Genomic DNA, 18,816 nt, shown 5'->3' on the forward strand with positions numbered 1-18,816 from the left:
TAGTGGCCCAGTCAGTAGATTTCCCCCATTGGACCGGGATTTTCAAGATCCTTGGGGACCAGACCCGGTTGACGCTGCTTGCTGCGATTCACCACGCCGGCCAGCACAAGCTGACCGTGACCGAGCTCGCGGAGGTCACCGAGCTTCGTATCGCAACCGCGTCCGCCGCGCTGCGCGCGATGGAGAACAACGGCACTGTGTCCTCGAAACGAGACGGCCGCAGCATCTATTACGCCATCGCGGACAATGACATCCACGAGCTGTTGCACTGGATAGGTGCGGGCCATGCCCACGAACATGGACATGGCCCGGATTCGGCCGATAGCAAGTAACTAGTACTGGCGCAGGTCGATCGGCACCTGGCCGCGCGTCTCGGCGCGAACGACGTTCGCCGCAGCCTTGATGATGCGCATCAGGTCCTCCGTCCAGTCAGCAACACCGCGAAGCACAAAGCCAGGAACTTCGGTCTCTGTGACCGAAGCGCTCGCAGTGCCCTTGCCCTCCAGGGAGTTGCGCACTGCATCCCGGACCTTCTCCAGCAGCTCCGGCGTCATGTTCGGGTCGATGCAGATCGCCGTTGCGAAGTGGGTGTGCTGCCCCAGGAAGGACTCCTTCACGTCGTTGAAGAGTTCCTTCGTCGGCTCGATGCGCACGTTGTCCACGACGGCCAGCTTGCCGTCGACACGAACGACGTTACGCAGGTGCGCCTGCTCGTACAGGAACTGGCGACCATCCGGCGACCAGCCCGGCGTGACGATGTCCGACATGAACAGCTGCGACTCCGCGTCCATGTTGACGGTAATTTGCTGGCGGAAGTCCGCCTCCCGGTACAGGATCAGCTGATCCGGGATGTACTCCATCACGGCGTTGCCGTGCAGGGTGAACTCCACGTTCTGTACAACGTAGTCGTCCGGGGTGCGGTACACCTTCGCCGCGGACTGGTCAGTCAAAAGCACGGACGCGTCCGGCTCTACTTCGACTTCCATCCGGTACACGTCCCCACCAACGTATCCCCCACCGGGGTTCGCGATGGTGTAGTAGACCTGCCCGGAATCATCCAGGTAGTGCGGGCGGATGATCTTGAACGCACCCTCGTGGTACTGCCGTTTCGCTACGGACTTAGTACCGCCAATGCCGATACCAAGCTCCAGTACACCAGTTTCCTCATGCGGCGGTTCGTGAGTGAAGACCGCGCTTGACTCGCCCCACATCAAGCTACGCCTTGGTGTCGAGATCTTGCATAAGCACATCTCGACGAATCCACTCGATGACCTGGTCAAGGCCCTCGTCGGTCTTGAGGTTGGTCAGCACGAACGGCTTGTCACCGCGGAACTTCTTCGAGTCGTCGGCCATGACCTGCAGGTCCGCGCCAACGTACGGAGCGAGGTCCGTCTTGTTAATCACGAACAGGTCGGACTTGATCATGCCCTGGCCTGCCTTGCGCGGAATCTTCTCGCCCTGCGCAACGTCGATGATGTAAATCGAGAAGTCGACGAGCTCCGGGGAGAATGTCGCGGACAGGTTGTCGCCGCCGGACTCCATGAACACCAGCTCCAGGTCCGGGTGGCGGTTCAGAAGCTCCTCGTAGGCGGCCTCGTTCATCGAGGTGTCTTCGCGAATAGCGGTGTGCGGGCAGCCACCGGTCTCAACACCAATGATGCGGTCCTCCGGCAGCACGCCGTCGCGAGCCAGGATGCGGGCATCCTCGGTGGTGTAAATGTCGTTGGTAATCGCGGCCATGGAGATCTCTCCCTCCAGGGCGCGCGTAATACGCTCAATGAGCTGCGTCTTGCCGGAGCCGACAGGGCCACCGACGCCAATCTTGATTACTGACATACTTCTATCTTCCTTCCAAGTTTTAAGACATAAACATTCGCGAGTGCAGGAACTCGTGTTCCATCTGCGCAATTTCCATATCCGGCGCCGCCACACCCAAGTCGTGGATCGTGTGCTCCATGGTCACCGCGGCGTAACGCGACACCCAGTCATACACGCCAACCAGCAGACGCTGGCCCGCGTCCTGGCCGAGCGGGATCGCGCGGATCGCGTTCTGCACCATCGAAGTCGCAAGCTGCATGAGGTACGCCTCGACAGCGGTGTACTCCTCCACGCCAGCCGCGCCGAGCACCAGCCCGAACGCAATGCCGGGGTTGCCCTTGTACTCACGGACCGCAAGCCCGCGGTCGTACTCGGTGACGAGCGCATCGTTGGCGTCGACAATCTTGGCAACCTTCGACATGCGCCGACCCATCGACTGCATCGCGGCGCGCAGCTCCTTCGGCGTCTGCGTCGCATGCACCAGGGCATCGAGCTCAGCGAGCTTTTCGACGCGCTCCGCCTCCGACAGGCCAGACTGCTGCAGCTCGATGGCGAACCTGGCCGCCAGGGCGTCATTAAACGTGGCCTGGTACAGGTAGCCGCGCAGCCACGTCGCGAACGTGTCGGCGTCGCGGATGACGTCACGCTGCAGGTACGTTTCCATGCCCGCGGAGTGCGCAAAGCCACCAGTTGGCAGGGCGGAGTCGGTGAGGTGCCAGACGACGAGCTGGCTGCGATTAGTGGGTGTGCTCTGCATGACGGAACGCCTTTGGCATCACGTATTCACCGCGGTGGTAGGACACACCGGTGTGCTGGATATGGTGCTCGACGGTGTGGTCGTACCGCACAACCATAACGTCCTTGTCGAATGCATTCTCGCCTGCGGCGAAGAACTGTGCCTGGAGGTGGCGGTTACCGAGCGCGTGCGCAACCTCGAGCGCCTCGCGGATCGTTGCAGGTTCGATCACCAGGACATCGGAAGCCGCGATTTTCGCGACGATCAGCTTGTCCCCCTCGCGGGCAAGAATGTCACCGTCGACGAACTCGCGGAAGTCGTTGTCGAGACGGATGCCGAGCTCGGTGCCTTGCTCGGTGGTCAGGCGCTGAATGCGCTTGACGCGGGATTCGTTGTCGAACACGACGTAGTCGCAGTTCGACGCATCAATACCCTCGGTTGTATTCACGTTGCCGAGAATCTCAGTAACGATCATGTTGCGATAAGTACCTTTCGTTTATTTTGTGGTCGCAGAAAATAAAAAGCGAGCTGAGGCAGCGTCTGCTGCCCCCGCTCGCTTCTGCTACACGTCCACCTTAGAACAGGAAGTAGCGCTGTGCCATAGCCAGTTCTTCAGCTGGCTCGGAGTGGATTTCCTCACCGTTGACGGTCAGTACGTAGGTCTCCGGATCGACCTTGATGTCAGGCGTCTCGGAGTTGTACTTCATGTCTGCCTTGGAGAGGTTGCGGATGCCCTTCGCCTCAACAAACCTGCGGTTCGTGTTCAGCTGATCCGGCACGCCGGCCTCGAATGCGGCCGTCGGCAGGAAGGTGACGCTGGTGCGACGAACTGCATCGCCGTATGCCGCGTAGGAGTAACGCATCGTACGTGGCTGTGGCGTCGGAATGGATGCGTTGGAGTCACCCATCTCTGCGCGTGCAACGTAGCCGGACTTGAGCACGAGCAGCGGCTTGACGCCGAAGTGTGCCGGCTCCCAGACCACCAGGTCAGCAAGCTTGCCCTCTTCAACGGAACCGACTGCGTGCGCGATACCGTGAGCGATCGCTGGGTTGATGGTGTACTTGGACACGTAACGCTTGATGCGCTCGTTGTCGTTGCCCTCGGAGTCACCCTCGAGCGGACCACGCTGCTGCTTCATACGGTCAGCGACCTGCCAGGTGCGCAGCACGACCTCGCCGACGCGGCCCATTGCCTGGGAGTCAGAGGAGGTGATGGAGAGGATGCCCATGTCGTGCAGGACGTCCTCCGCCGCGATGGTCTCCTTGCGGATACGGGAGTCTGCGAACGCCACGTCCTCCGGAAGATCCGGGTTCAGGTGGTGGCAGACCATGATCATGTCAAGGTGCTCTTCCAGCGTGTTGTGGGTGTACGGCAGCGTCGGGTTGGTCGACGCTGGCAGCACGTTGGAGTGGCCAGCCAGCTCAATGATGTCCGGCGCGTGACCGCCGCCAGCACCCTCGGTGTGGAAGGTGTGGATGACGCGGCCGTCAATTGCCTTGATGGTGTTGTCCACGAAGCCACCCTCGTTGAGGGTGTCGGTGTGGATCGCGATCTGGACGTCCATCTCGTCCGCGACCTTGAGCGCGTTGTCGATGGTGTTCGCGGTTGCGCCCCAGTCCTCGTGAATCTTCAGGCCGATAGCGCCGGCCTTGATCTGCTCACGCAGCGGGTTGAGCGCGGACGCGTGGCCCTTGCCCAGGAATCCAACGTTGACCGGGAAGTCAACCGAAGCCTCGATCATGTGCTTGATGTTGGTCGCACCAGCGGAGACGGTGGTTGCGTTGGTGGAATCAACCGGGCCAACGCCGCCACCGATGAGCGTGGTGGTGCCGTTGTCCAGCGCAGCCAGGACCTGCTCTGGGGAAATGAAGTGAATGTGGGTATCCACTGCACCAGCGGTGACGATCTTGCCCTCGCCGCCGATGACCTCGGTTGCGACGCCGACAACGATGTCGATGCCGTCCTGGATATCTGGGTTACCTGCACGGCCGATCTTGAGGATCTTGCCGTCCTTGATGCCGATGTCAGCAACGTAGATACCGGTGTAGTCAATAATGATCGGGCCGGTAATGACGAGGTCCGGAATCAGTTCTTCACCAGTAACACGGGAGTTCTGACCCATGCCGTCGCGGATAACCTTGCCGCCACCGAAGTTGACTTCTTCGCCTGGCTTCAGCAGGTTCTTCTCGACGCGTGCGATCAGTGAGGTGTCCGCGAGGCGGACGCCGTCACCGGTGTGTGGGCCGTAAAGCTCGGCGTACTGACGCCTATCCATCTCAAATGCCATTTTGTTCCCTTCCTTAAAGGTTTCGTAATCCGTTTACTTGACTGGGCCGTTGACCTTGCCGTTGAAGCCGTGAACTTCGCGCTTGCCGCCGAAGTCGATCAGCTCAACAGTGCGGGAATCGCCTGGCTCGAGACGGGCTGCGGTGCCCGACGGGATGTCGAGGCGCTTGCCCATCGCAGCTTCACGGTCGAACTCGAGGGCGCTGTTTGCCTCTGCGAAGTGGAAGTGGGAACCGACCTGGATCGGGCGGTCGCCGGTGTTCTTCACCTCAAGCGTGATTGGCTCGCTGCCTTCGTTCAGGATGACCTTGCCTTCAGTGATGAAGTACTCGCCTGGAATCATGGATAGTCTCCTTTTATCGGATTGGGTTGTGGACAGTGACAAGCTTGGTGCCGTCAGGGAAGGTTGCCTCAACCTGAACGTCAGAGATCATCTCTGGAACGCCTTCCATGACATCGTCACGGGTAAGCACCTGGATGCCCTCGGACATCAGCTGCGCTACCGTCTTGCCATCGCGGGCGCCTTCCATGAGGTAATCCGTGATGAGGGCTACCGACTCTGGGTAGTTCAGCTTCACGCCGCGTTCCTTGCGGCGACGTGCCACATCAGCAGCAACCACGATGAGCAGCTTTTCCTGTTCGCGTTGGGTCAGCTTCATTTCTTCTCCTTGCTCGTTGACGATTGATATTCGATTATTTGCCGACGCCCCGTCTGTGCCTTTCGGAACAGACGGGGTTCAGTTTTCACTCATTGTGTGAAATTTTTTCGGTTCGCCCCGAACCTACTCCGAATTAGTGGTGATGGTGATGCTTCTTCGGGTTATCCGAGGCTTCTTCCGGTGAGTGTCCGGGCGCTAATCCCTCTCTGACGAGTTGTTCATCGAGCGAATGGTCGGGATTCTCGTGGTCCGGTTTCATCTTCGATTTTGAAAACATTGTGAACATCCCATTTTGATATGCCACTGTACCCAAAATCAGGAAGATACCGATGATCTGCAGTACCGATGGGATCTCGCCGAACAGCGGGGCCGCAATGATAACGGAGGTCACCGGCGAAAGCAGCAGGATACCTGCGGACAGGGTTGGGTCGAGCCAGACCGTGCCGTACTGGACGAAGGTCCACGCCAACGCCTGGCCGAGGATAACCAAGCAGATCAGGTTGAACCAGTTCCATGCAGTCAGTGGGTCGCCGACTGTGGTCTCCGGGTCAACCAATGGGAGCTGACCGTCGATCAAGACGCCATTGACGAAGTCGAAGCCGCCACGCGGGGAGATGAAGAGCGCAACAATGGTAGGCGCAACAGCCTGCGCTGCCATCGTGTACATCATCGGCTGGACGTAGAGGTCCTTACGTGCGGAGGTACCAGCCTTACGGGAGAGGTACAGGTAGAACGAGTAGCACACGCCGGAGGTCAAACCGAAGATGGTGCCCAGCGTCGCGGTCTTGATGCCGTAAATGCTCTCCGGGCCGCCGGATGCTTCCGCCGCCTCAAATACGCCACCGGTCAACAGCACACCGACGGCCATGATCGGAACAAGAATCAGGAACACTGGCGGAATCTTGTACTTATCAAAGATTGCCGTAAGCATCGGCACGATAATGACCTGCAGATTCAGCAGAATCGCGGCAACACCAGCGCCTACGTAGAAAATGGAGTAGTTCCAGCATGTGAAGTCCACGCCCAAGAAGAGACCCGAGGCAATGGAGAGCATGATGCCCTTCTTGCTCAGGGATTCTTTCTTGCGGATTTCCATAACACCGAACGGGATCAACACGAGGCAACCGAGCACAACGCGCAGGAAGGCCTGCGTGGCGGGATCCATGTTTGTGGCCTTTACCCACAACGGGGTACCGGCAAGGAATGCTGTACCAAGGGCAAGGAACAACACTGCCTTGCCGTGGCTCACTGGTTTGATTGGCGGACCCTTGATGTCCGCTGCCGTAGTGGCGCTAGAAGTATTTGACATGCCAAACACAATACATTCCGAAACACATTTCAGAATTCCCTAAGGCACTATTTGCATAACTTTCAAACTATTGCATATATAATCCCCCTCCGAGCGACTTTATAAAAGCCCCATTCATATTTTTATACATTTCGACTACCCCCGCATTGGGGTGTGTTTAAACAGTACAAATGTACTGTCAGCTGCAGATTTCCCAAAAATGTCCCGAAAATTGGGCCAAAAATAGAAACCCTCTACCCCTTTATTGAATATCCGAGATTCGATGGTTCGATTGAATTACATACTGTTGTTTTTTCATTATTTTATAAATCAACATTCAAAAGTTTCCTGGGAGCTTTTAAGGTCCAACTTTCAACCTTTCCCGGTTCGCCTGGTCCCATACCCCTCCCCGACCGCACTGTTAACATATTGCAGGTCAGATATAGGGAGGCGGAAAGCAGACATGCCTTTGTCCGAAATCAATGCTGAACGTAAACGAGAACAGCGGCTCCTCGAACGGTTTATGTGGCTCTCCATCACAGCGTCCGTCATCACCATTGCTTTGAAGATGGCAGCGGCCGGCATTACGGGATCAGTCGGTTTCCTCTCCGACGCCATCGAGTCCGTGATCAACCTGGTTGCTGCCCTCGTCGGCCTGTGGGCACTGAAGCTTTCCGCCAAGCCCGCAGACGAAAACCACAACTTTGGCCACGCGAAGGCCGAGTACTTCTCCGCGCAGGTGGAGGGCTCGCTGATTCTGGTGGCGTCCGTGGCCATTATCTATACGTCCGTGCAGCGCATTATTCACCCGCAGCCGGTTGAGCAGATCGGTATCGGCCTGGCGTTTTCTGTTGCCGCCACGGTACTAAACCTCGCGGTGGGCGTCGCGCTGGTGAAAGCTGGGAAGAAGTACCGCTCCTCAACACTGGACGCCGACGGCCACCACCTCCTCACTGACGTGTGGACCACGGTCGGAGTGATCGTCGGCATCGCGGCGGTCTGGATTACGGACTGGCAGCTGCTCGACCCGATCATCGCGCTGTGCGTCGGCTTCAACGTCCTGTTCACCGGCTACCGCCTGCTCAAAGGCGCCATTCTTGGGCTGCTCTCGGAAGCGCTGCCGCAAGATGAGCTGGAGAAGCTGCACGGCTTCCTTAATAGCTACGCTGCCGAGCACGACGTCGAGTTCACGTCGGTGCGCACGGCTGCGTTTGGCCGCGATCGGCTTATCAGCCTCGTCGTGCAGGTCCCCGGCGGGTGGACTGTGGCGTACTCCCACGAGCACGCCGACGCCATCGAGGATGGCATCACTGCGGTCATCGGTGAGTCGGAAACGATCGTGCATGTGGAGCCTGCCGGGTACCACACCCGCACCGGACCGCTCTGGGCTTAAGAACCGTTTTCAGTCACTGACGCATACTGTTCGCTGAGCTTGTCAGCCTCGGTGACGTAAAACATTGCGCGCTTCCCCATCGACTCGTCGCGCTTGTCGGTGCGGGCCTGTAAATCTTCGATCTCGGACTCGGGCACGCCGATGCCCCGCATCTCGTCTGTCTTTGACCAGATGGTAATGATGGCGTCTTCGAAGGCGGGCTCGTCCATCACGCCTGGATCGGCATCGGGCGCGGTCTCTGCTTCCTGCGAAGCCGGTGCGGCGGGTGTTTGCTCGAATGGGAGGGGCTGGGTGGTGCACGAAGTGGCCGTCGATACGCAGGCGGCGGCGAGTGCTGCGACGAAAAGCTTTGAGTGTTTCATTCTGCTTATTCTAACCACCGAAATTCGCTGGTCATACGATTAAGATACAGAGGTATGGCTGTACAGCATGGAACGATTCCACCACCGGCGCTCCAGCAGCGCGCCCCCTCCCTTTCGAAAAAGCAGTGGGCGGGCCTCATTCTTGGCGCCGTGCTCTTCGCGCTCCCCTTCTTTTTCAACATCCCTGGCCTCGAGGCTCCCGGCCAGCGGATGCTTTCTATTTTCCTGTTAGCGATTGTCTTCTGGATCCTCGAGCCGATCCCGCTGACCGCGACCGCGGTGCTGGTGATCTTCCTCGAGGTCATCCTGCTTTCGAAGGGCGCCATCGTTGACCCGACGGGCGGCGTCGAGGCGCTGAAGGAGACGGTGCTGCCGGCGTCCGACTACTTTGCGGCGCTGGCGAACCCGGTGATCATCCTTTTCTTAGGCGGGTTCATGATTGCGCATGGCGCGGAGAAGTTCGGGCTGGACAAGAACCTGGCGGCGATTATGCTGCGGCCCTTCCCGGATAAGGCGCGGCTGACGGTGCTGGGGCTCATGCTGATTACTGCACTGCTGAGCATGTTTATGTCGAATACGGCGACGACGGCCACGATGTTCGCGGTGGTCATCCCGATTCTGCGCACGCTGCCGCCGGGTAAGGTGCGCGCGGGTGTGGCGCTGTCGATTCCGCTGGCGGCGAATGTGGGCGGCATCGGTACGCCGGTGGGCACGCCGCCGAACGCGATCGCGATTGGTGCGCTGGCGGAGTACGGCATCAAGGTGTCCTTCGCGCAGTGGATGCTGCTTGCCGTCCCGTTCATGCTGGTTGTGCTGGTGTTTGCGTGGCTGTTCCTGTGCATTGCGTTCATCCCTTCGGAGACGCGGATCTCGATTGCAATGGATGCGTCCTGGGATACGTCGTCGAACGCGAAGCTGTTTTACGCGGTGGCGGGGCTGACGATTGCGCTGTGGATGAGCGAGCCACTTCACGGGATCTCCTCGAATATTGTCGGTTTCTTCCCCGTCGTCGCGCTGCTGAGCCTGAAAGTGATGAAGGGCAAGGACGTCCAGGCGTTGGACTGGCCTGTGTTGTGGCTGGTCTCCGGCGGTATTGCGCTGGGCACGGGCGTGGGTGCGACGGGGCTCGATGACTGGTTGGTCGGCTCCGTGAACTGGAAGGTGCTCGGCCCGATGATGATCCTGGCGCTACTGGGCCTGATCGGGTTTGCCATGGCGAACGTCATTTCCCACTCGGCGGCGGCGAACCTGCTGGTGCCACTGGCGGTCTCGCTGGCGATCACGCTGTCCGAGCCGAGCCCGATGCTCATCGCGGTGATTGTGGCGATCGCCTGCTCGCTGGGTATGGCGCTGCCGATCTCCACCCCGCCGAACGCGATTGCGTACGCCACGAAGGAGATCACCATCCCGCAGATGGCGCAGGTCGGCCTGGTGGTGGGCACGATGGCAACGCTGCTGCTGATCTTCGTGATGCCGTCAGTATGGACGCTGTTGGGGTTGCTGTAGATGATTCCCCACTCAACAATCGCAGTCATCGGTGCGTCGGAGGCGTCGCGCACCGTCCAGAGCATCGTGCGCGACGCGTTCGGCGGCACGCATACGGTGCTCACCTACCCGTCGCTGACGGACTTGCCTCGCACGGACGACCTCGCGCTCGTCACCGTCACGGTGCACGAGCACGGGCTCACCGCCGATCACCCGCTGGTCAAATTTCTTGACGACGCCCACTACGAACACACCCGCATCATCGTCCTGACCACGGCACCGACGGTGTCGGGCCTGGACCGGCTCAGCGAGCTGGGCAGGCTGGACATGCTGGTGTACACGCCGGAGATCCACGACGAGGCCCTGGCACGGAACCTGCAGCAGCAGCTCACCCGCTATTGGGCGTCGCGCTACCACGACAACCCCGAGCTGGCGTCGAAGTACGACCAGCCGGCGGCGCCGGCGCTGGACGTGGAGCTCAGCGACGAGGAGATCATCAAGCACATTATTGACGCCGCCGACCGGCACCTCGGGCGCCAGCCGCGCCTGGTCTTCCCTCCCGGGGTGAACCTGACCACGGAGGGCAAAGAGGTCGAGGAAGTCATCTTGACCATCTCGGGCGAGGTGGTGCTGCAGCGCAGCACGGACGCCGGGGATATTACGATGCACCGCGGATCGACGGGCCAGGTAATTGGCCTGTTGGCGCTAGCGGGCACGCGCATCGGGTTCTTCACCGCGCGAACCACGACGGAGGTCACGGCGGTGCAGCTGCCGATGGACCAACTCAACTACCTGCTCGACATCGCACCTGGCCTGGACCGCATGCTCGCCGTGCTGCTGGTGCGTTCCTACGACCGGCGCCTGCGCCGCTCCGAGGACATCCAGGTGCACCAGCACGAGATGACCGCGGAGCTGGAGCAGGAGCGGGCGCGGCTGAGCACCGCGCTTCGCAACCTGGAGGAGGCCCGCCGCGAGTTGATGAGCCAGGCCCGGTTCGCCTCGCTCGGCGAGCTGGCGGCGGGGGTCGCCCACGAGCTGAACAACCCGATGGCCGCGATTGAGCGCACGGCGGCGCATCTCGGAGAGGACGTCGATAAGCTGCTTGCGGCGAGCCCGAACCGGAAGTGGCGCGAGGGCGTGCTCAAGGCGTTTGAGCAGGCGAAACTGGCGCCCTCGGTGAGTACGAAGGAGGCGCGCAGGCTGCGGCGTGAGCTCACCGAGATCATCGGCGACCGCGCGCTTGCGCAGCGCTGGGTGCTCGCCGGGCTGCACGACGCCGCCTTTGCTAAGCAGGTGGCCCGCTCCCGCAGGCTCGACTTCGAAACCATCGAGCGCGCTGCGGCGATCGGCACTGGGGTGCGCAACCTCTCCACCGCGGCGACCCGCATCACGGAACTCGTGGCCTCGCTGCGCTCGTACGCGCGCCCTGACGGCGACCCCGTCACCGATGTCAATGTCCACGAAGGTATTGACGACACGCTGCGCCTCATCTCGCACCGGCTCGACCACGTCGAGGTCATCCGCGATTACGCGGAGCTGCCCAACATCACGTGCATGCCGGGCCAGCTTGCGCAGGTGTGGACGAACCTGCTGACCAACGCCGCCGAGGCGATGCAGGACACGGGCGTTGGCAGCGCAGTCACGATCAGAACCAGCGCACCAGAGCCGGGCTGGATTGAAGTCGACATTATTGATGACGGCCCCGGCATCCCCGGCGAGCGCCTCGAGCGGCTCTTCGAACCGCGTTTCACCACGAAGAACGGCCAGGTGCGCTTCGGGATGGGCATCGGCCTGAGTGTGTGCCGAAGCATCATCAATAAGCACCACGGAACCATCACGCTGGAGTCCTCGCCACGAGGCACCCAAGCCAGCGTTCGCCTACGTATCAACGGACCAAGGAGACACCATGAACCTCACCATTCTGATTCTTGAAGATGAAGCCGAAGTGCGCGCCGCCCTTGAGCGCGACCTCCTCCCCTTCGCGGACACCGTCCGCCTGGAGGTTGCCTCCAACGCCGACGAAGCATGGGAGGTGATCGACGAGCTCAGCGACGACGGCGACCTCCTCGCGCTCGCGCTGTGTGATCACCGCATGCCCGGGACCACCGGCGTGGAGTTCCTTGTGCAGATGATGCAAGACCCACGCACCGCGGCGACCCGGAAGGTGCTGGTAACCGGGCAGGCGCAGCTCAAGGACACCGTGCACGCGGTGAACGAGGCGAACCTGGACTACTACATCGCTAAGCCGTGGGACGTCGAGAACCTGCACAGCGTAGTGCGTGACATGTTGACGGACTACGTGGAGGCGCTAGACATCGACCCGCTGCCCTACTTCGAGGTGCTGGACCAGCAGCGGGCGCTGAAGCTTACCCGCCACCGGGACTAATGGATGGAGGTTGGTGAGTGCTCGGGCGGGATCTTCGGGTGGTCTAACAGGTCGAACCCGAAGAGGATCCGGTCTTTGACTCCCGCCAGAATCGCCTCGACGGAGTAGACGTCGCGGAACGTTTGCTTCGTAAACACTTCGGCGGGTGAGCCTTCGGCATAGATCTTGCCTTCGTAGAGCACGATGATGTGGTCCGCGAAGCGCTCAATCAGGTCGATTTGGTGCAGGCTTACTACCGTTGTGATGTTTCGTTCAACCGTGAGCGCCTTGATTTGGTGCAGGATTCTGTACTGGTTTTCGATGTCGAGTGCGGACGTGGGCTCATCGAAAAGCAGGATGTCTGGCCGTTTGACCATGGCCTGCCCGATGAAGACTTTTTGGCGTTGGCCACCGGACAGGTTGCGGATGGCGACGTCGCGCAAGGGCTGCAACTCAAGCATGTCGAGCACCTCGTTGACGTCGTCGATGTCTTCCTGCGTGGTGCGGATGCCCAGCTTGGCAACTTTGCCGATCATCACCGTTTCAAACACGGTGAACGGTAGGTCGCCTTCCGTGCGCTGGTTCAGGTAAGAAATGTTACCGGTGGTTGTAATCTCGCCGGAGATCTTCTTGCCGCGCCCTTGGTTGTGTGAGCGGACAATCGACGTCATCAGCGTGGTCTTGCCAGCACCGTTGCGCCCCATCAGTACGGTGACCTCGCCGGGTTTGGCTTGGAAGCTGATGTTGTTGATGATCTGGCGCTCGCCATAATCGAACGAGAAGTTCTTGACGCGAATCATGCCGCTACACCGCCCTTTGACGGCGCTGGCTGGTAAGCGCGTAGACCAGGAACGGAATGCCGATGATGGAGCTGATGATGCCGATTGGCACCACAACCCCAGGGACGATCAGCTTCGAGAGTATAGAGGACACCAGCAGGATCATCGCGCCGAGGATCGCGGAGCTTGTCAGGTAGAAACGCTGGTCCTCGGAAACCAGGCGGCGTGCCAAGTGTGGCGCGGCCAGCCCGATGAACCCGATCTTTCCGCAGAAACTTACCGCAAGCGCAGTAAGGATAGAGGCGAGGATCAGGGAAAGGATCTTCACTCGTCCGACGTTGACGCCGAGTGCTTCCGCGCGTGCTTCGCCGAATTTCAGGGCGGTCAGGTTCCAGGCGTTGCGAAGCAGCACCGCGAACACAACGACGAACGTCGAGAGCAGAATCCACGCTTGCGGGTAGGAGGCGCGGGTCAGCCCGCCCATCGTCCAGAAGACGATGTACGACAGGCTCTCCTCGGATGCGCGGTACTGGATCAGAGACAGGAAGGCATCGAAAAGAAAATTCAGCGCGATACCCGCGAGCACCAGTGAGGAGTTACTCATCTCGATATATTTGCCCACCGCGAAGATCACCAGCACAGAGAGCAGTGCGAGCACCAGCGCACCGCCGGTAACAAATACCATCGGCAGCGCCATCACGAACACGATGGCAGCACCAAGGCTTGCCGCCGAGGACACGCCAAGCGTGAACGGGCTGGCAAGCGGGTTATTCAGGATCGTCTGCATCACGGCACCCGCCAACCCCAGACTCATCCCCACCCCAACTGCCATGAGGGCAGCCGGCATGCGCATGCGGAAAAACGCAATGTGCTCAACCGAATCAGGATCTAGCACGGCGGAGAAGTTCGAGAGCTTGATGTTGGCGGGGCCGACGCAAAGATCCACCACGAAAAGGACTACGACCGCCAAAATGGCAAATGCGACCAGTAGTCCTTTCGGGAGGCTTTTTGTTCTTGCCTTACTCATACTTGATGAACCAGGTTCCCTCGTATGGGATCGGCATGTACTTGTCGAAGTACTCCTTGATCAGCGCTTCCGGATCCAGGTCCGCGAACTCCTCCGGGTGGAAAAGCTTGGCAAGCTGCGCGTAGGAGTAGAAGTCCAGCATTTCGCGGGTCATAGGGTGACCAATCGCGTACAGCTCGTTGTTCTGGATTGCCTTAAGCTTGTCCCAGCCCTCGCGCTGGCGGAACGGCTCCATCGAGGCCAGCGCCTCCTCATTGGAGACGGAGAAGCCCATCTTGACCGAGTCCGGCTGGTTCGCCCACAGGGAACCCGAGAGCACGATTTTGTCCGGGTTGCTGACCAAGACCTGTTCGGCGGAGAGCGCCTCGGCGTCGTCCGCAGCCATAAAGTGCGTCGCAATGTTGTCCGCGCCGACGGCGTCCAGGATGGCGCCCCACATGATGCCGGCGCCGTAGGTGTTGCCAAATTCGGTCGGGCCGTTCGAGGTCGTCTCGAAGTAGACCGACGTGGTGCGGTCCAGCTTCGAAGCGCGCTCCTCGATGTCGCCGACGACGTCTTCGTAGAACTTCGTGATCTCGTCGACATTCTTCGTCAGCCCAGTGGCTTCAGCGATGATCTTGGTGGACTGAATATGGTTTTCCAGCTTTTGGCTGTGGTAATCGATGTAGATTACCGGGATGCCAGTCTGTTCAGCGATGACATCCATCTTTGCTTTCTGGCGAACCGGAGCAATGACTCCGTCGACACCCATCGTCAAAAGTTGTTCGGCGGAGATCTGATCCTTCGTCGCATCACCAATCTTCGGGATATCAGCAAGCTCCGGGTTCGCCTCAAGCAAAAGGTCCCACAGGTCCTGTCGGTTGGACTCGAGGCCCTTATCCATCGCAGCGATCTTGGACGTGTAGTTGTCCCGGTCGAGGGCCGCCATCGTCAAAAGCGGCCCGCCTGAACCAGAAAGCTGGATGGCTGCGTGCTCGAGTGGATTCTCCAGTTGAATCGTGTTCCCGGTGATGTCCGTGATGGTCACTGCATGCGAGGCGTCTGCGGCAGTCTGGCTCGTTTCCGAGGCAGGCTCGTTGTCCGCAGGGCTACTGCACCCAGTCACTGTCCACATCATCGCGGCGCAGAGCACTACGGCTGGGAGGGATTTCTTCGCGGAGAAGGCCATATGTATCGACTTTCACTGTGGTTGGGTTGCACCGATTCCGAGCAAGGAACGTGAAGGCGCAAGGGTGGATGGCTCCACCCCACTAGCAAATGTTCAATTAATGAATTGAACAATCAAATTACAGCACATGTGAAAGCGATACGTCAAGCCTGTCAATTTATTGTGAGACCTCGTCTGAAGCCTCCGCAATCGCGGCCGCGAGACGCTCAACCGCCTGTGCGATCTCCTCGTCGCTGATCACCAGCGGCGGCGTCAGGCGGATCACGTCGTCGGCCGGCGCGTTAAGGATCACGCCCTGCTCAAGTCCCAGCCTGACGACGCGCTTCGCCACCGGCTGCTCCAGCACCAGGCCAAGCATGAGCCCACGCCCGCGGACCTCTTTGACGCCTGGGATGGCCGAGGTGGCGTCGTAAAGCACCTGGCCTTTGCGGCGCACCTCCGCGAGGAAGGCGTCGTCGATGGTGGCCAGTACTGCTGTGGCCGCCGCGCAGGAGACGGGGTTGCCGCCGAACGTGGTGCCGTGGCTGCCCGGGGTGAACAGCTTCGCGGCCTCGCCGCGCGCGATCGTGGCGCCGATGGGCAGGCCGCCGCCAAGCCCCTTGGCCATCGTGATCACGTCCGGGAGCACGCCCTCGTGTTGGAAGGCGAAGAAGTCACCGGTGCGGCCGACGCCAGTCTGCACCTCGTCGGCGATGAAGAGGATGCCGTACTTGTTGCACAGCTCGCGCACTTGGGTGAGGAAGCCTTCCGGAGCGGGGATGACGCCGGTCTCGCCCTGGATGGGCTCCAGGATGATGGCCGCGGTATCCGAGGGGTTCTGTTCCACGAGTGCGGTGAGCGCGTCGATGTCGCCGTAGGGGTAGAACTCCACGCCGGCGGGCAGGGGCTCGAACGGCTTTTGCTTGTCCGGCTGGCCAGTCATTGCGAGCGCACCCATGGTGCGGCCGTGGAAGCCGTGCTGCGCTGCAAGAATACGGCGGCGGCCAGTCAGCCGCGCGAGTTTGAAGGCGGCCTCGTTGGCCTCGGCGCCGGAGTTGCCGAAGTAGACACGGGCGGTGTCGTCCGCGACGCGCTCCCGCAGGGCCTCGGCTACCTTGACCACGGGTGCGGAGCCGAACAGGTTCGAGACGTGGCCGAGCGTCGATAGCTGGTTGGTGACCGCCTCGACCACTGCCGGATGCGCATGGCCGAGCGCGTTGACCGCGATGCCGGCCAGCATGTCGATGTACTGCTTGCCATCCGCGTCGGTCACGGTGGAGCCTGCACCTTCGGCGAGCTCGACTGGTGGAACCGGGTAATTATCTAGGAGCGCGCCCGCCCAACGCTGCGTGAAGTCCTTCATGCGTCATCCTTTCTAAAAATGGTGCCGTCCGGGTACTGGGAACGGTCGTAATCATCTGGCAGAACCATGGTGCCCACCCCGCCCATCGTGAGCAGCTCAAGCAGCACGGAGTGCGCGACGCGCCCGTCGATGACGTGGGCGGCTTTCACCCCACCCTGCACCGCCGTGAGGCACGCCTCCATCTTGGGGATCATGCCCGAGTCCAGTGCTGGCAGCATCTGCTCGAGGTCCCCGGCCTCGATCTTCGACAGCAGCGAGTCCCTATTCGGCCAGTCTGCGTAGAGGCCTTCCACGTTGGTCAGCACCACGAGGCGCTCCGCACCGATCGCCGCGGCAAGCGCCCCGGCGGCCTCGTCGGCGTTGATGTTGTACACCTCGCCGTTTTTGCCCGGCGCGATGCCGGAGACCACCGGGATGCGTCCTGCTTCGATGATGTCCATGACGGCGGCGGGGTTGACGTCGGTGATCGTGCCGACGAGGCCGATGTCGCGGGTTTCGCCGTCGACTTCGACGATGCGGCGCTTCGCGGTGAACAGGCCGGCGTCCTCGCCGGAGGTGCCCACCGCGTACGGCCCGTGGGAGTTGATCTTGCCCAGCAGGTCGCGCCCGACTTGGCCGAAGAGCACCATGCGCACCACATCGAGGATTTCGGGGGTGGTGACGCGGAACCCGCCGACGAACTCGCCGCCGTCGAGGCCGAGGCGGGAGAGCATCGCGCTGATCTGCGGGCCGCCGCCGTGTACGACCACGGGTTTCGCGCCGAGGGTGCGTAGGAAGACCATGTCGGCGGCGAATGCTGCTTTGAGGTCTTCGTCGATCATGGCGTTGCCACCATACTTGACCACCACGATTTTGTCGCGGTAGTGCTGCAGCCACGGCAGTGCCTCTGCCAGGACGGTTGCCCGCTGCTCGCTGCTGAGATTCGGTAACACGACTGCCTCCTAGCTGCTGTATGCGGAGTTGATTTCGACGTAGGCGTGTGACAGGTCGGTGGTGCGCACGGTGGCGGTGCCCTGCCCGCCGGTGCCGAGGTTGACGACGACCTCGATGTCCGCACCGCTCAAGTCCACGTCGCGCGCGCCCGGCGCGCCCGCGGACTGCTCGCAGACGGTCTGCCCGTTGAAGGTGACTGAGATGTTCTCGGCGTCCATCTCGGCGTCTGCCATGCCGACGGCGGCGAGCACGCGGCCCCAGTTCGGGTCGGAGCCGAACATTGCGGTTTTGACCAGGTTGTCGCGCCCGATGGCCCGTGCTGCGTTGAGTGCCTGAGCGTCGTCGGTTGCGCCTTCGACGGTGATGGCCACGCGCTTGGTTACGCCTTCGGCGTCGGATTGCATCATGGCGGCGAGCTGCGAGCAGGCGTCTTGCATCGCGGCGTCGAGTTCCTCTTGCGTCGGGGTGACGCCGCTTGCGCCGCTGGCCATGGCGATGACGGTGTCGTTGGTGGAGGTGGAGCCGTCGATATCGAGGGTGTTGAAGGTGGTGGCGACGGCGCGCTCGAGCGCGGCCTGCAGCGCTTGGCTCTCGACGTCTGCGTCCGTGGTGATGCACACGAGCATCGTGGCCAGCGACGGCGCCATCATGCCGGCGCCCTTGCCCATCCCGCCGAGCGTCCACCCGTCACCATTGACGACGACCTCTTTCGCCACAGTATCCGTGGTTTTGATGGCGACGGCGGCGTCCGCGCCATGGTCGCCGAGTTGCTTCACGACGACCCCGATACCGTGCTCAACCTTGTCCATCGGCAGCACGTCGCCGATGATGCCGGTGGAGCACACCGCGATCTGCGAGGCGTCCGCCCCGATGCCTGCGGCGGTCAGCTGCTGCATTGTCTTCGCGTCCTCGACGCCCTGCGTGCCAGTGCAGGCGTTGGCGTTGCCGGAGTTAAACACGACGGCGGAAATAGCGCCGCCCTTGATTACTTCGCGGCTGACCTTGACCGGCGCTGCGAAGACTTTGTTGCGGGTGAATACGGCTGCGGCCGCCTGCTTGGGCCCTTCGTTGACCACGACGGCCATGTCCGGCTTGCCGGATGCCTTGATGCCGGCCGAGGTTGCTGCGGCACTGAATCCTTTGGGGGCGGTAACACCAGTAGTGCTCATGATGA

20 protein-coding genes are annotated in these 18,816 nt (G+C 61.2%); 5 read left to right on the forward strand and 15 right to left on the reverse strand.

Annotated features, from left to right (window positions below):
• The first annotated feature begins 2 nt into the window (after window positions 1–2).
• Window positions 3–332 (forward strand): helix-turn-helix transcriptional regulator, encoded by a 330-nt coding sequence (locus tag KBX14_RS06120; protein WP_070362888.1) that lies wholly within the window; start codon window positions 3–5, stop codon window positions 330–332.
• Here the strand turns inward: KBX14_RS06120 and KBX14_RS06125 are convergent, their stop codons facing one another.
• The 8 genes from KBX14_RS06125 to KBX14_RS06160 all read right to left on the reverse strand — a co-directional run bounded on the left by KBX14_RS06125 (window position 333) and on the right by KBX14_RS06160 (window position 6,809).
• Window positions 333–1,211 carry an urease accessory protein UreD gene (locus KBX14_RS06125; RefSeq protein WP_256042086.1) on the reverse strand — a complete coding sequence of 293 codons (879 nt, stop codon included), beginning with the start codon at window positions 1,209–1,211 and terminating at the stop codon, window positions 333–335.
• A 4-nt stretch (window positions 1,212–1,215) separates the two neighbouring features.
• Window positions 1,216–1,836, reverse strand: coding sequence for an urease accessory protein UreG (gene ureG, locus KBX14_RS06130; protein ID WP_070362890.1), 621 nt, complete (start codon window positions 1,834–1,836; stop codon window positions 1,216–1,218).
• Window positions 1,837–1,858: 22 nt separating this feature from the next.
• Window positions 1,859–2,575, reverse strand: coding sequence for an urease accessory protein UreF (locus KBX14_RS06135; RefSeq protein ID WP_070362891.1), 717 nt, complete (start codon window positions 2,573–2,575; stop codon window positions 1,859–1,861).
• Window positions 2,556–3,029, reverse strand: coding sequence for an urease accessory protein UreE (locus KBX14_RS06140; protein WP_070362892.1), 474 nt, complete (start codon window positions 3,027–3,029; stop codon window positions 2,556–2,558). Before KBX14_RS06140 ends, KBX14_RS06135 begins: the two co-directional genes overlap by 20 nt.
• 100 nt (window positions 3,030–3,129) lie before the next feature.
• Window positions 3,130–4,842, reverse strand: a complete 1,713-nt coding sequence (gene ureC / locus KBX14_RS06145; RefSeq protein ID WP_070362893.1) for an urease subunit alpha — start codon at window positions 4,840–4,842, stop codon at window positions 3,130–3,132.
• Window positions 4,843–4,875: 33 nt separating this feature from the next.
• Window positions 4,876–5,184, reverse strand: coding sequence for an urease subunit beta (locus tag KBX14_RS06150; protein ID WP_252931478.1), 309 nt, complete (start codon window positions 5,182–5,184; stop codon window positions 4,876–4,878).
• A gap of 13 nt (window positions 5,185–5,197) precedes the next feature.
• The gene (locus KBX14_RS06155) at window positions 5,198–5,500 is read right to left on the reverse strand and encodes an urease subunit gamma (protein ID WP_070362895.1); all 303 of its coding nucleotides are present in this window, start codon (window positions 5,498–5,500) and stop codon (window positions 5,198–5,200) included.
• Window positions 5,501–5,633: 133 nt separating this feature from the next.
• The gene (locus tag KBX14_RS06160) at window positions 5,634–6,809 is read right to left on the reverse strand and encodes a DMT family transporter (RefSeq protein WP_070362896.1); all 1,176 of its coding nucleotides are present in this window, start codon (window positions 6,807–6,809) and stop codon (window positions 5,634–5,636) included.
• 442 nt (window positions 6,810–7,251) lie between these two features.
• Between KBX14_RS06160 and KBX14_RS06165 the strand changes: the two genes are divergently transcribed.
• The gene (locus tag KBX14_RS06165; RefSeq protein WP_070362897.1) at window positions 7,252–8,181 is read left to right on the forward strand and encodes a cation diffusion facilitator family transporter; all 930 of its coding nucleotides are present in this window, start codon (window positions 7,252–7,254) and stop codon (window positions 8,179–8,181) included.
• Here the strand turns inward: KBX14_RS06165 and KBX14_RS06170 are convergent.
• Window positions 8,178–8,543, reverse strand: coding sequence for a hypothetical protein (locus KBX14_RS06170; protein ID WP_070362898.1), 366 nt, complete (start codon window positions 8,541–8,543; stop codon window positions 8,178–8,180). The genes KBX14_RS06165 and KBX14_RS06170 overlap by 4 nt on opposite strands.
• A gap of 54 nt (window positions 8,544–8,597) precedes the next feature.
• Between KBX14_RS06170 and KBX14_RS06175 the strand changes: the two genes are divergently transcribed.
• The 3 genes from KBX14_RS06175 to KBX14_RS06185 are packed head-to-tail and all read left to right on the forward strand — an operon-like array spanning window position 8,598 to window position 12,414.
• Window positions 8,598–10,049, forward strand: a complete 1,452-nt coding sequence (locus KBX14_RS06175; RefSeq protein ID WP_256008552.1) for a DASS family sodium-coupled anion symporter — start codon at window positions 8,598–8,600, stop codon at window positions 10,047–10,049.
• Window positions 10,050–11,960, forward strand: coding sequence for an ATP-binding protein (locus tag KBX14_RS06180; RefSeq protein WP_256042087.1), 1,911 nt, complete (start codon window positions 10,050–10,052; stop codon window positions 11,958–11,960). It abuts the gene before it with no gap.
• Complete coding sequence (locus KBX14_RS06185) at window positions 11,935–12,414, forward strand: response regulator (RefSeq protein ID WP_070476953.1); 480 nt, start codon at window positions 11,935–11,937, stop codon at window positions 12,412–12,414. Before KBX14_RS06180 ends, KBX14_RS06185 begins: the two co-directional genes overlap by 26 nt.
• Here the strand turns inward: KBX14_RS06185 and KBX14_RS06190 are convergent.
• The 6 genes from KBX14_RS06190 to argJ all read right to left on the reverse strand — a co-directional run bounded on the left by KBX14_RS06190 (window position 12,411) and on the right by argJ (window position 18,811).
• Entirely contained in the window at window positions 12,411–13,193 is a 783-nt protein-coding gene (locus KBX14_RS06190) for an ABC transporter ATP-binding protein (protein ID WP_256042088.1), read from the reverse strand. The two genes, KBX14_RS06185 and KBX14_RS06190, sit on opposite strands and share 4 nt — an antisense overlap.
• Before the next feature lie 4 nt (window positions 13,194–13,197).
• Window positions 13,198–14,142 (reverse strand): iron ABC transporter permease, encoded by a 945-nt coding sequence (locus KBX14_RS06195; protein ID WP_256042089.1) that lies wholly within the window; start codon window positions 14,140–14,142, stop codon window positions 13,198–13,200.
• Window positions 14,143–14,191: 49 nt separating this feature from the next.
• The gene (locus KBX14_RS06200) at window positions 14,192–15,367 is read right to left on the reverse strand and encodes an ABC transporter substrate-binding protein (protein WP_256042090.1); all 1,176 of its coding nucleotides are present in this window, start codon (window positions 15,365–15,367) and stop codon (window positions 14,192–14,194) included.
• Window positions 15,368–15,524: 157 nt separating this feature from the next.
• Entirely contained in the window at window positions 15,525–16,709 is a 1,185-nt protein-coding gene (locus tag KBX14_RS06205) for an acetylornithine transaminase (RefSeq protein WP_256042091.1), read from the reverse strand.
• Window positions 16,706–17,641, reverse strand: coding sequence for an acetylglutamate kinase (argB, locus tag KBX14_RS06210; RefSeq protein WP_256042092.1), 936 nt, complete (start codon window positions 17,639–17,641; stop codon window positions 16,706–16,708). Before argB ends, KBX14_RS06205 begins: the two co-directional genes overlap by 4 nt.
• Before the next feature lie 9 nt (window positions 17,642–17,650).
• Window positions 17,651–18,811, reverse strand: a complete 1,161-nt coding sequence (gene argJ / locus KBX14_RS06215; protein WP_256042093.1) for a bifunctional glutamate N-acetyltransferase/amino-acid acetyltransferase ArgJ — start codon at window positions 18,809–18,811, stop codon at window positions 17,651–17,653.
• Window positions 18,812–18,816: the final 5 nt, after the last annotated feature.

It is taken from the genome of Corynebacterium sp. CCUG 61414 (assembly GCF_024453945.1).
GTDB classification, from domain to species: domain Bacteria; phylum Actinomycetota; class Actinomycetes; order Mycobacteriales; family Mycobacteriaceae; genus Corynebacterium; species Corynebacterium pseudogenitalium.

Excerpts from the sequence above, each read along its gene's own strand:
- KBX14_RS06150 (WP_252931478.1), bottom strand. The coding sequence starts at position 5,184 with ATGATTCCAGGCGAGTACTTCATCACTGAAGGCAAGGTCATCCTGAAC.
- KBX14_RS06175 (WP_256008552.1), top strand. The coding sequence starts at position 8,598 with ATGGCTGTACAGCATGGAACGATTCCACCACCGGCGCTCCAGCAGCGC.
- KBX14_RS06190 (WP_256042088.1), bottom strand. The coding sequence starts at position 13,193 with ATGATTCGCGTCAAGAACTTCTCGTTCGATTATGGCGAGCGCCAGATC.
- KBX14_RS06200 (WP_256042090.1), bottom strand. The coding sequence starts at position 15,367 with ATGGCCTTCTCCGCGAAGAAATCCCTCCCAGCCGTAGTGCTCTGCGCC.
- KBX14_RS06165 (WP_070362897.1), top strand. The coding sequence starts at position 7,252 with ATGCCTTTGTCCGAAATCAATGCTGAACGTAAACGAGAACAGCGGCTC.
- KBX14_RS06125 (WP_256042086.1), bottom strand. The coding sequence starts at position 1,211 with ATGTGGGGCGAGTCAAGCGCGGTCTTCACTCACGAACCGCCGCATGAG.
- KBX14_RS06170 (WP_070362898.1), bottom strand. The coding sequence starts at position 8,543 with ATGAAACACTCAAAGCTTTTCGTCGCAGCACTCGCCGCCGCCTGCGTA.
- KBX14_RS06155 (WP_070362895.1), bottom strand. The coding sequence starts at position 5,500 with ATGAAGCTGACCCAACGCGAACAGGAAAAGCTGCTCATCGTGGTTGCT.
- ureC (WP_070362893.1), bottom strand. The coding sequence starts at position 4,842 with ATGGCATTTGAGATGGATAGGCGTCAGTACGCCGAGCTTTACGGCCCA.
- KBX14_RS06185 (WP_070476953.1), top strand. The coding sequence starts at position 11,935 with ATGAACCTCACCATTCTGATTCTTGAAGATGAAGCCGAAGTGCGCGCC.
- KBX14_RS06135 (WP_070362891.1), bottom strand. The coding sequence starts at position 2,575 with ATGCAGAGCACACCCACTAATCGCAGCCAGCTCGTCGTCTGGCACCTC.
- KBX14_RS06160 (WP_070362896.1), bottom strand. The coding sequence starts at position 6,809 with ATGTCAAATACTTCTAGCGCCACTACGGCAGCGGACATCAAGGGTCCG.
- argJ (WP_256042093.1), bottom strand. The coding sequence starts at position 18,811 with ATGAGCACTACTGGTGTTACCGCCCCCAAAGGATTCAGTGCCGCAGCA.
- ureG (WP_070362890.1), bottom strand. The coding sequence starts at position 1,836 with ATGTCAGTAATCAAGATTGGCGTCGGTGGCCCTGTCGGCTCCGGCAAG.
- KBX14_RS06140 (WP_070362892.1), bottom strand. The coding sequence starts at position 3,029 with ATGATCGTTACTGAGATTCTCGGCAACGTGAATACAACCGAGGGTATT.
- KBX14_RS06180 (WP_256042087.1), top strand. The coding sequence starts at position 10,050 with ATGATTCCCCACTCAACAATCGCAGTCATCGGTGCGTCGGAGGCGTCG.
- KBX14_RS06205 (WP_256042091.1), bottom strand. The coding sequence starts at position 16,709 with ATGAAGGACTTCACGCAGCGTTGGGCGGGCGCGCTCCTAGATAATTAC.